At 59.5% G+C, this 13,670-nt stretch carries 12 protein-coding genes; 7 read left to right on the top strand and 5 right to left on the bottom strand.

Going from position 1 to position 13,670, the window contains the following annotated elements; all coding sequences use genetic code 11:
- Nucleotides 1-209: 209 nt before the first annotated feature.
- Nucleotides 210-1,406: a glycogen synthase gene (glgA, locus tag QP981_RS07260; RefSeq protein WP_197914232.1), complete on the bottom strand. Its 1,197-nt coding sequence runs from the start codon at nucleotides 1,404-1,406 to the stop codon at nucleotides 210-212.
- 112 nt (nucleotides 1,407-1,518) lie between these two features.
- Here glgA and glgC point away from each other — a divergent pair, with 112 nt between their 5' ends.
- Nucleotides 1,519-2,736, top strand: a complete 1,218-nt coding sequence (gene glgC, locus QP981_RS07255) for a glucose-1-phosphate adenylyltransferase (protein WP_042388575.1) — start codon at nucleotides 1,519-1,521, stop codon at nucleotides 2,734-2,736.
- A gap of 338 nt (nucleotides 2,737-3,074) precedes the next feature.
- Here the strand turns inward: glgC and QP981_RS07250 are convergent, their stop codons facing one another.
- Nucleotides 3,075-3,749 (bottom strand): O-methyltransferase, encoded by a 675-nt coding sequence (locus tag QP981_RS07250; RefSeq protein ID WP_049193703.1) that lies wholly within the window; start codon nucleotides 3,747-3,749, stop codon nucleotides 3,075-3,077.
- Nucleotides 3,750-3,907: 158 nt separating this feature from the next.
- Here QP981_RS07250 and sigE point away from each other — a divergent pair, with 158 nt between their 5' ends.
- The 4 genes from sigE (at nucleotide 3,908) to tatB (ending at nucleotide 7,009) form a co-directional block, all read left to right on the top strand.
- Entirely contained in the window at nucleotides 3,908-4,561 is a 654-nt protein-coding gene (gene sigE / locus QP981_RS07245; protein WP_049193704.1) for an RNA polymerase sigma factor SigE, read from the top strand.
- Nucleotides 4,562-4,612: 51 nt separating this feature from the next.
- Entirely contained in the window at nucleotides 4,613-5,005 is a 393-nt protein-coding gene (locus QP981_RS07240) for an anti-sigma factor family protein (protein WP_284857719.1), read from the top strand.
- Nucleotides 5,005-6,324, top strand: a complete 1,320-nt coding sequence (locus QP981_RS07235) for a S1C family serine protease (protein WP_284857718.1) — start codon at nucleotides 5,005-5,007, stop codon at nucleotides 6,322-6,324. The genes QP981_RS07240 and QP981_RS07235 overlap by 1 nt, the downstream gene beginning before the upstream one ends.
- Nucleotides 6,325-6,436: 112 nt before the next feature.
- Entirely contained in the window at nucleotides 6,437-7,009 is a 573-nt protein-coding gene (gene tatB / locus QP981_RS11250) for a Sec-independent protein translocase protein TatB (RefSeq protein ID WP_016422412.1), read from the top strand.
- Nucleotides 7,010-7,256: 247 nt separating this feature from the next.
- Here the strand turns inward: tatB and QP981_RS07225 are convergent, their stop codons facing one another.
- The gene (locus QP981_RS07225) at nucleotides 7,257-8,390 is read right to left on the bottom strand and encodes an Mrp/NBP35 family ATP-binding protein (RefSeq protein WP_049190060.1); all 1,134 of its coding nucleotides are present in this window, start codon (nucleotides 8,388-8,390) and stop codon (nucleotides 7,257-7,259) included.
- Between the two features lie 319 nt (nucleotides 8,391-8,709).
- Here QP981_RS07225 and QP981_RS07220 point away from each other — a divergent pair, with 319 nt between their 5' ends.
- A complete protein-coding gene (locus QP981_RS07220; RefSeq protein WP_042388577.1) occupies nucleotides 8,710-9,192 on the top strand; it encodes a YflT domain-containing protein in 483 nt (160 codons plus the stop codon).
- 23 nt (nucleotides 9,193-9,215) lie between these two features.
- Here QP981_RS07220 and QP981_RS07215 read toward each other — a convergent pair whose 3' ends face one another.
- A complete protein-coding gene (locus tag QP981_RS07215; RefSeq protein WP_284857717.1) occupies nucleotides 9,216-11,132 on the bottom strand; it encodes a DUF6777 domain-containing protein in 1,917 nt (638 codons plus the stop codon).
- A 222-nt stretch (nucleotides 11,133-11,354) separates the two neighbouring features.
- Nucleotides 11,355-12,572, bottom strand: coding sequence for a magnesium and cobalt transport protein CorA (locus QP981_RS07210; protein ID WP_284857716.1), 1,218 nt, complete (start codon nucleotides 12,570-12,572; stop codon nucleotides 11,355-11,357).
- A 43-nt stretch (nucleotides 12,573-12,615) separates the two neighbouring features.
- Between QP981_RS07210 and QP981_RS07205 the strand changes: the two genes are divergently transcribed.
- Complete coding sequence (locus QP981_RS07205) at nucleotides 12,616-13,371, top strand: type 2 periplasmic-binding domain-containing protein (RefSeq protein WP_284857715.1); 756 nt, start codon at nucleotides 12,616-12,618, stop codon at nucleotides 13,369-13,371.
- The last annotated feature ends 299 nt before the right edge of the window (nucleotides 13,372-13,670 follow it).

Below are 13,670 nucleotides of genomic sequence, written 5' to 3'. Positions count from 1 at the left end.
CAATATGCTATTGACCAGTAATGATAAATTCATCCAAAACTCAAATTAGGTTCAGAAAAGTGGGCAAACGCATAAGTGAATGTCCTGAACGGGGTTAGTAAAAAGGCTAAAAAGGCCCACCGCTTCCTCTTTGGAAGCGATGGGCCTTATGAGGAGACTCCGTGCGGTGCGCAGTCGCGGCATAGAAACGGTGCGCGGCAATCAGCCTGTTACATCAAAGACTTGTAGACGTCGACGGTCTGCTTGGCGATGTTCTCCCAGCTAAACACTTCCTCAGCGCGCTTCTTACCCGCCTGGCCAACCTTGGCAGCGCGGTCACGGTCGGCGACCATGTTGTTGACAGCGGCAGCGATGCCTCGTTCGAAGCCCTCCGGATCGGACTCGTCGTAGTGAACCAGAGTGCCGGTTTCACCATCGACGACAACCTCCGGAATACCGCCGACATCAGAGGCGACAACGGCGGTACCACAGGCCATAGCCTCGAGGTTAACGATGCCCAGCGGCTCGTAGATCGATGGGCAGACGAAGGAATCTGCGGCCGTCAGGATCTCCTGGATCTTCTCCTTCGGCAGCATGTCCTGCACCCAGAAAATGCCATCGCGCTTCTCCTGGAGATCGTGAACGAGCTGCTCAGTCTCCTTCGCGATTTCCGGGGTGTCCGGAGCGCCGGCGCACAGAACGAGCTGCACACCGTCGTCGAAAAGCGATGCGGCCTTGACCAAATGAGCGACACCCTTCTGACGGGTGATGCGGCCGACGAACGCGACCATCGGGCGAGACGGGTCAACGCCGAGCTCCTCCAGGACAGACCAGCCGTTCTGTTCCTTGGACTCTTCCCACGTCGGGCGCGGGTACCACAGCTCGGTGTCGATACCGTTCAGGACAACGTGGACCTTGTCGGGGGAGATACGCGGGTAGGCATCCAGGATGGCGTCCTTCATGCGCGCGGAAACAGCAATGACAGCGTCTGCGTACTCCATAGCATTGCGCTCGGACCAGCTGGAAACGTCGTAACCGCCGCCGAGCTGCTCGCGCTTCCACGGACGGTGCGGCTCCAGTGAGTGCGCGGTGGCCACATGCGGAATGCCCTTGAGCAGACCAGTGAGGTGACCGCCCAGGCCTGAGTACCAGGTGTGAGAGTGGACGACATCAATGTCGGTTGCCGCGGCGGCATTTGCCATGCGCAACCCCGTGGACAGCGTCTTAATCGAGGCGTTGGCATCCTTCAGCTCCGGGTCAACGCCGTGGACATATACATCCGCCTCATCGCGAGGAGCACCCATGCAGTGCACATCGACGTCAACGCCGTCGAGGCCGCGCATGAAACGAGTCAGTTCAGTTACGTGAACACCTGCTCCGCCGTAAATCTCCGGAGGGTATTCCTTGGTCATCATGGCAACACGCATAGTTCCAGCGTAACCAGATTTGACAATTTCCGTCGCTTGATATGCCTGGGTGTGGGTAGCGGGGAGGGGAGACTGGCAGCGAGGAACGTAAATCGCATATAGGTTGGTTGGTGTGAGGAGTCAACCACATGTTTTGTCCATTGTCCTTGCCGGTGGCGAAGGCAAGCGTCTCTTCCCGCTGACGGAAGACCGCGCTAAGCCCGCCGTGCCTTTCGGCGGTAGCTATCGGCTTATCGACTTCGTGCTGTCGAACCTGGTCAACGCAGGTTTCTTGAAGATCTGTGTGCTGACCCAGTACAAGTCCCACTCGCTCGACCGTCACATTTCGCAGGCGTGGCAGCTGTCTGGCATCACCGGCCAGTACGTCACCCCGGTGCCGGCTCAGCAGCGTCTGGGTAAGCGCTGGTTCACCGGTTCGGCGGACGCGATTCTGCAGTCGCTGAACTTGGTTTACGACGAGGATCCGGAGTACGTCATCGTCTTCGGTGCCGACCACGTCTATCGCATGGATCCGCAGCAGATGCTGGAGGCCCACATCGAGTCTGGCGCTGGCGTGACGGTCGCTGGTATCCGCGTCCCGCGTTCTGAGGCCAGCGCATTCGGTGTCATCGATGCCGATGACAACAACCGAATCACCGAGTTCCTGGAGAAGCCGGCTGATCCGCCCGGCACCCCGGATGACCCGAACTCGACGTTCGCGTCGATGGGTAACTACATCTTCACTACCTCCGCGCTTATCGACGCTATTAAGCGTGACTCGGAAGATGAAAACTCCGACCATGACATGGGCGGAAACATCATTCCGATGCTGGTAGAGGAGGGTGAAGCTTTCGTCTGGGACTTCAAGGACAGCTACGTTCCGGGTGAGACCGAACGTGACAAGGGCTACTGGCGTGATGTCGGTACCATCGATGCCTTCTACGAGGCCAACATGGACCTGATTTCCGTCCACCCGGTGTTTAACCTCTACAACAAGAAGTGGCCAATCCACACCTTCTCGGAGGAGAACCTGCCTCCGGCCAAGTTTGTCCAGGGCGGTATTGCTCAGGCTTCGATGGTCGGTGCTGGTTCGATTGTCTCCGGTGGTACGGTCCGCAACTCGGTGATTAGTACCAACGTTGTGGTCGAGGATGGCGCGACGGTGGAGGGCTCGGTTCTCTTCCCAGGCGTTCGCGTCGGCCGCGGAGCAGTGGTTCGCCACGCGATTTTGGACAAGAACGTTGTAGTTTCCGACGGCGCCATTATCGGTGTCGATCCGGAGAAGGACGCAGAGCGCTTCAAGGTCAGCGCTGGTGGCGTTGTGGCCGTTGGTAAGAACCAGGTTATCTAGACTGTCTGAGTCCGACCGGCTGAAAAGGCACGTACCGTGGGGTACGCGCCTTTTGCCTTTAACCCTTTTTGCTACCTAGTTGCTACCTAGCCCCAAAACTGGCAGCCCTAAAAGTTGCGGGCTGCACCTGTGAATATGGGGTGCGCATGTGAATACGGGCATGGGCTGCAAATGTGAAACTGTGTGAGTTTATGACACTTTCAAGCCATTTTTCGGGTCACTTTTGTCATAAACGCAGTCAGTAACTCGGCTCGACCCGCCGCCACCAGCCATAAACGCAGTCAGTAACTCGGCTCGGCCCACCGCCGCCAGCCAGCCGGCCGGCCAACAGTAGAAAACTACTTCTTCACCAGCACAGTGGTGCCAGCTGCTAGGGGCAGGCGCATCACGTAAGCGTCGTCAAGCTGGAGCATGTATTCGTCGGCTTCGCGGGCAGCGACGGTGTCACGGTCAGTGCGTGACGAGTCAGCGACAGTGCCGTCGAGGAGCGCGCCGGTCAGGACGAGCGCGCCACCGGAGCGAAGCAGCGGCCAGGCCTTTTCCTGGGCGGCGCGGAGGATCGCCGGGGCGACGTCCAAGTAGACCAAGTCGTAGGAGTCGGCGGCCAGTCGATCCATGACCTCCAGTGGCTGCGAGGGCAGGAAGCGCTGTCGGTTGGGGCGGATGCCTGCGGCTCGGAAAGCGGACTTTGCCAGAGACTGGTGCTCGAGCTCCGGGTCGATGCAGGTGAGAACGCCGTCATCGCCGAGGCCGGCGGCCAGGTGCAAACCGACTACGCCTGCCGCAGGCGATGCGATGACAGCGGCGGGGTGACCGTCGCGGCGGGCACTGGTCAGAGCCATGAGCGAGGTCAAAGCGGCGCCGGTCATCGTATCGGGGACGGCAACTCCGTATTCGCGAGCGCTCTCTCGGGCGCTTTCAAGGGCCTCGGAGACTACGGTCGTGTTGTTGACGTGCTGTGCAATAGCGTCACGTGCGGATAGCGGGGTAGCAGAAGAACTCGTTTCGGACACGCTTTATAGCGTAGGAAAAAACTTCGGGCAGGGTAGCGGGGCGCGCCGGTCAGTGCCGGACTAGGTGGGTAAACAAGCCTCAAATTTGTCTGGACTCTCAAACTATTTTCAGGGTAAGGTCACTACAAACCTAAGGTTGGTAAGGAACACTGAACCTCATGCCCGAACGAGTCAAGTCCGAACGAGTCAGCGCAGGCGCCAGCCGCGAGGACGCCGCGTCCGCTGACGTAACTGAGCAACTGTCCGGCACCGCGGCTTTTGACGCAGGTGTGGGGGAGATGCCGTCGTGGTCGGAGCTGGTTCAGGCCCACGCGGATAGTGTTTATGGGCTCGCATATCGGTTGACTGGTAACCAGCAGGACGCGGAAGATCTGACGCAGGAAACATTCATGCGTGTGTTCCGCTCGCTGAAGTCATACCGTCCCGGCACTTTTGAAGGCTGGCTGCATCGGATTACCACTAACCTGTTTTTGGATATGGTCCGGCATCGGCAGGTCATCCGGATGGAGGCGTTGCCGGAGAACTACGACCGCGTCCCGGGTACGCTGAAGACCCCGGAGCAGGCCGTCGATGACGCGATGCTCGACCCGGATTTGGAAATCGCGCTGGCTGAGCTGCAGCCGGATTATCGCGCGGTGGTTGTCCTCTGTGATGTGGTGGGGCTGACCTACGAGGAAATTGCCAGCACCCTTGGGCTCAAGATGGGCACCGTCCGTTCGCGTATTCACCGGGCACGTTCCAGCTTGCGGGCGACGTTGGAGCGCCTGGAGAAGGAGCGGCAGGAGCTGCCGGAGTCGGTCACCGCAGGCTAGATTTCCCGCACTCAATCCGCGGGAGCGGCTATTGTGGGGCTAGTTAAATAGGTGCGATTTCTGGAGGTGCTGCAGTCTGTGATTCAGCAGGGCGATGACAAGCGTTTTTTGTCAACGGAGCATCTCGGCACCGAGGCAATTGCCGCTTTTGTTGACGGCGAGTTGTCGGTCGTAGCTGAGCGTCGTGCGCAGGCGCACCTGATGGCATGCCCGGAGTGTCGCCGGGAGGTCGCGAAGCAGCGGCAGGCAGCCAGGCGTCTGCGTGATAGTGCGCCCTTGCACATTCCAGCTGAGCTGCGCGCTCGTATTGCTGATTTCGCAGGCAGTTGCGAGGACTCAGACCCCCATCGGTCGGCGCGGCATCTCGCGCACCGTCCGCCGGAGTCATTGAGCGCTGCATTGGAGCAGATCGTTCGCGGTTTTCGTAAAGGTGGTAGTCACTAGTGGGCAAACATCGCTCTTTCGATGATTCCGCGTTTGCCCCGGACGCCGATCGTGCCGCCGCAACTGGCGGGTTACAGCGTTCTCCAGGGCAGAAGCTTGACGACGACCCCAGTGCCACCGCCCAAGAGTATTCGCCGTGGCAGGATTCGTCGTCACGCATGACGACGGGGCGTCCAGCCCGCAAACCCGAAGCGAAAAAGAAGCCTCGCCCGAAGACGGCTCCCCGCGTCAGCGCGCGGGAAGTGATTTTTGGCCGCGAGGTGCCGTGGCGTGTGATTGCGGCATCGTCGGCCGTGGTGCTGCTCATTGGCGGTGTTGGTGGCTTTGTTGGCGGTTGGGCTGGCAAGACTTTCCGCTCGGACTACCAGCGTGTGGAGCTGCAGCAGATCGAGGGGCGGCCGGGCAACGGTGATTTGACTGAAATCGGCAAGGTGGCGGAGGCTCTTCGTCCCGCCGTGGTGTCGATTGCGGTCAGTGCCGGTGAGGTCTCGGGCGTGGGCTCGGGGTTTGTCATTGATGGTGACGGTCATATTTTGACGAATAACCACGTCGTTTCGGCGGTGGCGGACCGGCAGGATATGCAGGTCTCCGTAACGTTTTGGGACGGCGGAAAGCTGAAAGAGGTACCGGCCAAGATTATTGGCCGCGACCCGAAGACCGACCTCGCCGTAATTAAGGTCGAAGATGTTGCGGGGCTGACTGTGGCGCAGCTTGGTGATTCCAACGCGGTTGCGGTCGGTGACACAGTGATTGCGATGGGCTCGCCGCAGGGGCTCGGCGGCACGGTGACCTCGGGCATTGTCTCGGCGCTTAATCGGCCGGTGCGCCTGGCCGCTGAAGGGACTGACACGGACGGCTACGCCGATGCGATTCAGACCGATGCCTCCATCAACCCGGGTAACTCGGGTGGTCCGCTGGTGGATATCCGCGGTGCTATTATCGGTATTAATACGGTGATTTTCAGTAGTTCGGGTGGCTCACAGGGGTTGGGCTTTGCGATTCCAATCAATTCAGCCGTTGCCATCGCTGAGCAGCTCATCGCCGGTGAGCAGCCGGTTCATCCGGGGATTGGCGTGACAGCGCGCACGGTTTCCAATGGCGCACTGACTGGTGCCGAGATTGCCAGCATCCTGCCGGGAGGCGTTGCCGACCGGGAAGGCCTGCAGGAAGGCGATGTGATTACGGCTGTGGGAGACCGCGCGGTATCGTCCGCAGATGAGCTCACGGTGGCGCTGTGGACTGTTGGCGCTGGTAATGAGGCGGTATTGAAAATCGTTCGTCACGGAGCCGAGCTGGAGGCGAAGATCACGCCGGAGTAAAGGGGGCGCTGGTTTCGGCCGGTTTCGGCTGGTTTCTGCGGATTTAGCAGATTTGGTGGATTTGGCCACGCAATGCTGCATGCGAGGTGCACTGTAACTAAGGTGGTATAACGTGTTTTCTAATGTTGGCTGGGGCGAGATTCTTGTCCTCTTTATCCTCGGACTAATTCTCATCGGACCTGAGCGGTTGCCGAAGGTAATTGAGGACGTCCGCGCATTGCTTATGGCTGCGCGCACCGCAATCAATGACGCACGCGATAACCTCTCGGACGAGTTCGGCGAAGACTTCGACGATCTTCGCAAGCCGCTGCAGGAGCTCAACGATCTCCGTCGTCTCAACCCGAAGACCGCCATCACCAGGACGCTTTTCGACGGCGATGACACCTACCTGGACATGCTCTCCGGTAAGCCCGCAGCGGGTGGTGGCGGAACTGGTGCAGCCGGAGCTGCAGGAGCGGCAGGAGCGGCCGGGCCTGCGGGTCAGCAGTACCAGCAGTCCAATGCGAACCAGCCAGTGCAGCCGGCTCCGTCGCAGCAGCCGCTCCCGCAGCCGGGAACGTGGCAGGATCCAGTTGCCCAGGCCCGCCAACAGCAAGCGCAACAAACACCACAGCAGCCGCAACAACCGCAACAACCTCAGCAGCCCCGTGGGGTGCAGGCCTGGGTCGACGACGACAACCTATAGCGGTCGCAAACCGTTCCCGACCGCAAGTTACTGACTAGGTTTATGACACTTTGAGCACAAATTTTGCCACGAAAGTGTCATAAACCTAGTCAGTAAGTGCACGCAGCCGCTTCGGCGGATACACCACCGAAAACACCACCAGCAACACATACGCCCCAGACACCGCAGCCGCAAAAGCAGACGCCCCCTTCCCGGCACCGAAAATACCGGGGAGGGGGCGTCGCTGTGACCGTCGTAAAGCGAAGGCCTACTTCGGAGTCACGCCCAAGCCGAGCGACTTGCCTGCGAGCGACTCGCGACGAACAACCAGCTTGTCAGCGATGGCGTTCAGGGCCTCGCCCGCGCCCGAATCCGGCTTGGACAGGACAATCGGGGTGCCCTTGTCGCCGCCTTCGCGTAGCTCTGTGTCCAGCGGCACCTGGCCGAGCAGCTCGACCTTTCCGCCGGTGATCTGGGTAAGACGACGGGCAACGGTCTCGCCGCCGCCTGTGCCGAAGACCTCCATCTTGGAGCCGTCGGGCATTTCCATCCAGCTCATGTTCTCGATGACACCGGCGATGCGCTGGCGGGTCTGCAGCGAAATGGTGCCGGCGCGCTCTGCGACCTCGGCGGCGGCCATCTGCGGGGTAGTAACAATCAGCAGCTCAGCGTTCGGCACGAGCTGCGCCACGGAGATGGCGATGTCGCCGGTTCCCGGGGGCAGGTCGAATAGCAGGACGTCCAGGTCGCCCCAGAACACGTCCGCGAGGAACTGCTGGATAGCGCGGTGCAGCATTGGCCCACGCCAGACAACCGGTGCGTTGTCGTCGACGAAGTGTCCGATAGAGATTAGTGACACGCCGTGCGCCTGCGGAGGCATGATCATGTCGTCGACCTGGTGCGGCTTTTCCTCGGAGCCCATCATGTGTGGGATGGAGTGTCCGTAGACGTCGGCATCGAGGACACCGACAGACAGGCCCTTCGCGGCCAGCGCGGCGGCGAGGTTCACGGTCACGGAGGACTTACCGACGCCACCCTTACCGGAGGCGACGGCGAACACGCGGGTGCGGGAGTCCGGCTGGGCGAATGGGATCACCGGCTCGGAGGCGGTGCCGCGGACGGCGTTGCGGAACTCGCGGCGCTGCTCGTCATTCATCACATCGGTGGTGACGGTGACGTTGCCAACGCCCTCGATACCGTTCAGCGCCTCTTCGGTGCGCTCGATGATGGTGTTTTTCATGGGGCAACCGGCGATGGTGAGGTAAATCTCCACGGCCACGTCATTGTTGTCCGCCACCGAGATGGACTTGACCATGCCAATCTCGGTAATCGGGCGACGTACCTCAGGATCTTCGACCTGCGCCAGGGCGGTGCGAACTTCAGCTTCAGTAATCGTAGACATTATGTAGTGAATCTTATCGTGAGACCCCGTAAGACAAAGAACTACTGACAAAATCAGCAGTTTTCCGCTTTACGACGGTCACAGCGACCAACCCCTCCGGCAAGCGCGGTGGCGGTGGAATGGGCGGTGGACCAGACGGCGGAACAATTGCCAACCGTCAGACGTTGTCCTTGATAGAACGCTTTATAGCGATAGTTTTAGCAATATTTTCAGCAACTGAGTCACCATTTACTGTGACAACAACTGCAAGGGAACGGTGAGAGTACCGATGGCAAATGGGGAAGCGGGCAGCGGTTGGGGGAGCGGCCGGGAACAGAGCATGAAGTCCCGGTTGCCTCAGCGCCAGGTGCCCGAGGGGTGGCCGGTGGGCAGTTTCACCAACTACTCCGACGCGCAGGCGGCGGTGGATTCGCTCAGTGATCGCGATGAGTTCCCGGTTTCCGACCTCACCATCGTCGGCGTTGACCTGATGCAGGTGGAGCGCGTGGTCGGCAGGCTGACTTGGCCGAAGGTGCTCGGCGGCGGCGCGCTGTACGGCCTGTGGATGGGCCTGTTCTTCGGCCTAATTCTGGGCCTTTTCCAGGAGGATTGGGTTAGCCCGCTGATTGTTGGTCTCGGTATGGGCGCCATCTTCGGCATCGTGCTGGCCGCAGTTCCGTACGCAATGCAAAACGGCAAGCGGGATTTCTCTAGCACTACGGAGATTGTTGCCCGTCGCTACGATGTCCTGTGCAATCCCCGCAATGCCGAGCGGGCCCGTGACCTGTTGGCGCAGCGGGCTCTCGGTGGGAACCGCGGGTAGGTTGTTCGCTCGTTGGCGTGGGATTAATTTCTGTTAACAGGTACTTCAGCGTTATCGATGTAAACATCCCCCGTGGCGTCCATATCGAAGCGTGTTACAGGTGCTTCACAACCCATGGTTTCTTCCAGATTAAAGCAAGTGTAGTCACCTATTGTCACGGATTCCCCAGGTCGAAGCCGGCGCTCGGGGCGTATGCCGTTCAGTGGGCTCTCAAGTTGATATGCCATCGCAGTAAAGCCGCCGGGCGGACCACTAAAGACGAGGAAGTTGAGTGGTCCATCGCCGTCAGGTGCTGCACCGTCAACGGCACCATATGGGCCACGTTGGCCAGAATTGGCCAGTGCATCGATGTAACAAAATATGCCGTTAGTGGCTGGGTTGATGAAGCAGCCAACTCCGCGATTTTCAATCTCGATGTAGTAATCCCCAAAGAGCTCTAATCCAACCTGTTTCTTAAATTCGGCAGGATCTACTGGTATCGTTCCGTCAGCATCGTTGGCGCCGTTTGAACGAGTTGCGCGGTCACCACCAACTCCACTCCAGCCGGTTTCGGCCCACTGCTGGTAGTCGTTGAAGCGGTCTGCGCCGGTGGGGCGCTCGGATGCGTCGTCTTCGGCCTCGGCTAGGCCTAGCTCGCCGAGGAGTTTGCCGTCGGGACGCACTCCCATGTCTTTAGGGCTCGTTACTGGGGTGTCTTCGGTGACGGCATCAAGGACCTCTTCCTGCGTAGAGACATCGTCATCATCAATGTCGATATTGATTGATGTGCCATCTTCAATATCGATGACGTTGATGTTGTTGATGGTGATGTCGGTTTCGTAGATGGTCACGACACTTCGCGGTTCGTAATCGTCCCAGTTGGCCTTACTAGCCTCTGGCGCGGTGTAGCCGTTCCATGCTTCAGCGAGGGGATTGCCACAGGAGCAACGGACGCGGGGTACGCCGTAAGCGTCGACCATGACTGCGGTGCCACGCTGCAGAACTGACTGGTAAGGAGTTGCTCGGCCGTTGTCGTAGCCGTGGTTGGTGACCCACGTGTCCTGGCGCAGGACAACTGGGGTCAGGGACTTAACGTACCTCGGCACATCAGACGCATTGATGCCGATTCCCTCGGCGAATGCGGCGTTGAGGTCGTCGTTGTCGTTGAGGTTCGCAACGAGTGCATCGGCATCGCAGACGCTGAGCTGGCCGGATCCGCCGTAGAGGTTGGGGTCGTTTCCGGCGACAGCACCTTGAGAAGAAGTGTTAACTAAGCTCAAGTTGTTTGGCGCTGCGACCGCTTTTTCGTTGACCGTGGAATCCATAAAAGGACTCGGTCCAGGGTCTTCGGAAGAAATGTAAGACATCGCCGCAAGACTCTTGCCTCGACCGGTAAGGAAAAAGGCAGTGGTGCCGCCGGCGATGACCAAAACGACAACAGCGATAAGTGCTAACACTTTTCCGCTCAGGCCGGATTTCTTCTTGCCGCGCTCTGTGTCCGACGGCGCCTGCTCGGAATATTGGTCAGAATACTGGTCAGACGACTGCGGAAGTATCTGGCGGTCCGGATTGAACTCTCCCCACTGCGTCCATTCCGTTTGGGCTCGCTCGGGAGCGAACTGCAAGGTTTCGGGATCGGGAGCGCGCGTGCTCCACGCTAACTCCGGCGCGTCATCCTGTCGTGCCGACGGTTCGGGTGCTGCCTGCTCCGAGGAAGCAACAGGTTCCTGCGATTCTGACGGGACCGGCGATTCCGATGCTGGCTGCTCCGAAGGCTCAACTGGCGTTGGCTCCGACGCAACTGACTCCGGCTCCCGCTCAACCGACTCCGGCTCAGCAGAGTCCCGAGTTCCAGCCGAATCGAAGCTCGGACGCGACTTATCGTGGTCATCTGCAGGAAGTGCCCAGGAATCGGAACCATTTTCCTCGGGTGGTGGGAGCTCCCAGGGGTTGTTACTCATTAAGGTGCCTTAAAATCAGTAAGAAATTTTTTTAAACCTTAATTAAGTTTACTAACCTGTCCAGCGCGGCCAGTCCCCAATGGGGAAAGCTCCCCACTTAGAGGAACCATCAGCGCAGAGCTAGCGAACTACCCAACTAAACGCGGGCAACAAGCTACCCAGCTAAACGCGGGGGATGAGTCGCAATGACCGTCGTAAAGCGATGCCTGCCAGAAGCAGAGTCTACAGCCACTTGTTGCGGCGCAGGACCCACACCAAAAACGCCACGATGGCGAACATGATGGCCAGGACGAAGAAGTAGCCGTACTCCCAGTGCAGCTCGGGCATACGGTCGAAGTTCATGCCGTAGATACCAGCCAGGGCGGTCGGCACGGCGAGAATAGCCGCGTACGCCGAGATGGTACGCATATCCTGGTTCTGCTGCAGCTGGATTTTCACGGCGGCGGCGTCGATGAGGGCGGAGAGGCGTTCGTCGAGTCCGGAGACGAGGTCCGCGGCGGCGAGCTGGTGGTCGAGCACATCTGAAAGGTAACGGCTGACGTCCTTAGGCATGATGTCTTCCCGCAGATTCATCAGGGAACGCAGCGCCGGTGTCAGCGGGTCGATCGCGTGGCGCATCTCCAGGATCTCTCGTTTGAGGATGTAAATGTCCTCAATATCCGAATCCAAGTTCGGCTCGAAGACTTCGTCTTCCATGATCTCCACGCGATCTTCCAGCTGCATAGCGATGCGCAGGTACGCATCGACGAGGTTGTCCGTCAGCGCCCACAGCACGCCCGCGGGGCCGTAGTCGATGGCGTCGGTGGTGTTCTCCACGCGTGCGCTAATGCGCTGCATATCCGAGCTCGGCATGCCCATGCGAATGGTGATGACGTACTCCGGGCCGATGACAATCATCAGCTGGCCAGAGCGAATAATCTCATTTTCGTCATCCGCGAGACCTTCCGGGGAGTAGTGGATCGAGCGAATTACAAAAACCACGTGATCATCGTGGATCTCAATCTTGGGGCGCTGGCGGTTAGTCAGTGCATCCTCCACCGTCAGCTCATCCAGCCCGTAAAGCTCAGCGATGGCGTCCATCTGTGTCGCGTTGGGGCGCGACAATGACAGCCACGTGAAGCCTTCGCCAAAACTGCGTACCTCGGACAGACCGGAGAAGTGGTCGTAGGTGCCCGGCAAGCGCTTGCCGCTGATGTAGACGCCGCAATCGCGCAGGGCATCGCGTACCGCCTCCGACTGGCCCGTGCTTGACGACGAGCCGTTGCTGCGCGTCACCTTTGAGACAGCCGACTTCGCTGCGGATTTAGCCGCATTCGTCGCCCGAGCAGCTTTGCCAGGTTTTGCTGTGGCCGACGGTGTTGGGCTTTTACTGACAGAGTTAGTTCGCGGATCGCGAGCCTTCGCCGAAGCGCTGTTGTTGCGGCTTTTCTCTTCGCCCATTCTGGGTGACCTCACAATCCGTTCGTAGGTTACGCTGGTGTCGATGATTGATTTTAGACGTGCGAACGCCGGGTTCCACTTTCACATCCGCTCAATGGGGTGCAAGGGTAGCTCCACGGCTACTGCGTGCACTTTTACCGCCCTGGCGTTGGTCACTGGGGCAACGGGGTCCAGTCTTGTCGCATGTTCTGATTTGGATCCGCAGATGCCAGTTCCTCCCGAGCAGGAAGCGGTAGTGACTGTCGGGGCAGACCTACGCAACCCTGAGCAAGCAGCTCTTGCGTACGTGTATGCGCAAAGCTTTGAGAGGATAGGGCGGCAAGCAGAGGTCGTCGGCATTCGCGATGCTGACGACCGGTTGCGGGCCGTACGCAGTGAAGCGGTCCTGGTCTCTTTCGGTTGCACGGGTGAGCTGCTGGGCCTGAGTGACCCCGCGTCGGCGGCTTCACTGGCTGAAGAGTACGCCGAAGACTCCACCCCGGACAAGCAATTCAGCGGCGAGTGGCGGGACCGTGTGTATGACGCGTTTTCGCGGTCGCTGCCAGGTGAAGTTATGGCCACCGATGCGGGCATGGCGCAGGGGTGCGCAGATGTGTCAGCTGACAATGCTGGGGCTGACTTGCCGCAATGGCTTGTGCCTTTCTACGTCAAGCCAGCGTTGGACCGGGATGATCGAGTCCGCGTACTCAATGAGATTGCGGGTTCGCTGAGCACTGAGGACTTAAAGCTGATGACCCGGGCTGTGGCTGGTGGCGCCAGCCCTGAGTTGGTCGCTCAGGAGTGGCTGGACAAGGCGTAGTCGGGGCGGCGGGGGCTAGTTGTGGCGGTATCTGACGCGTATCTGCTGTTGGCTGCCGCCAAGTTTGTTGAATAACCCATGAATGCGGGCTGCAAATGTGAAACTGTGTGAGTTTATGACACTTTCATGCCATTTTTCGGGAGGTAGGGTCAGGCGGTCATTGCATCATGGATAACACCAGAGATTACCTCCCGGGGAGTTAACCCGTCGAGCACTACCCGTGGCCGGTTATTCAGCAATGCTTCCGCCTCGGCGACCTCTTGGTCGGTGACATCGGTAAAGTTGGTGCCTTTGGGGAA

The sequence above is a fragment of the Corynebacterium sp. MSK047 genome (assembly GCF_030232285.1).
In the GTDB taxonomy this organism is placed as follows: domain Bacteria; phylum Actinomycetota; class Actinomycetes; order Mycobacteriales; family Mycobacteriaceae; genus Corynebacterium; species Corynebacterium jeikeium_D.
The sequence above is the reverse complement of the archived record's forward strand: the minus strand, read 5'-3'. Positions and strand labels throughout refer to the sequence as shown.

Bases quoted from the DNA above. Each gene is read 5' to 3' on its own strand.
- glgA (WP_197914232.1), bottom strand. From the start codon at position 1,406: ATGCGTGTTGCCATGATGACCAAGGAATACCCTCCGGAGATTTACGGC.
- sigE (WP_049193704.1), top strand. From the start codon at position 3,908: ATGCCCGAACGAGTCAAGTCCGAACGAGTCAGCGCAGGCGCCAGCCGC.
- QP981_RS07225 (WP_049190060.1), bottom strand. From the start codon at position 8,390: ATGTCTACGATTACTGAAGCTGAAGTTCGCACCGCCCTGGCGCAGGTC.
- QP981_RS07220 (WP_042388577.1), top strand. From the start codon at position 8,710: ATGAAGTCCCGGTTGCCTCAGCGCCAGGTGCCCGAGGGGTGGCCGGTG.
- QP981_RS07215 (WP_284857717.1), bottom strand. From the start codon at position 11,132: ATGAGTAACAACCCCTGGGAGCTCCCACCACCCGAGGAAAATGGTTCC.
- QP981_RS07210 (WP_284857716.1), bottom strand. From the start codon at position 12,572: ATGGGCGAAGAGAAAAGCCGCAACAACAGCGCTTCGGCGAAGGCTCGC.
- QP981_RS07205 (WP_284857715.1), top strand. From the start codon at position 12,616: ATGATTGATTTTAGACGTGCGAACGCCGGGTTCCACTTTCACATCCGC.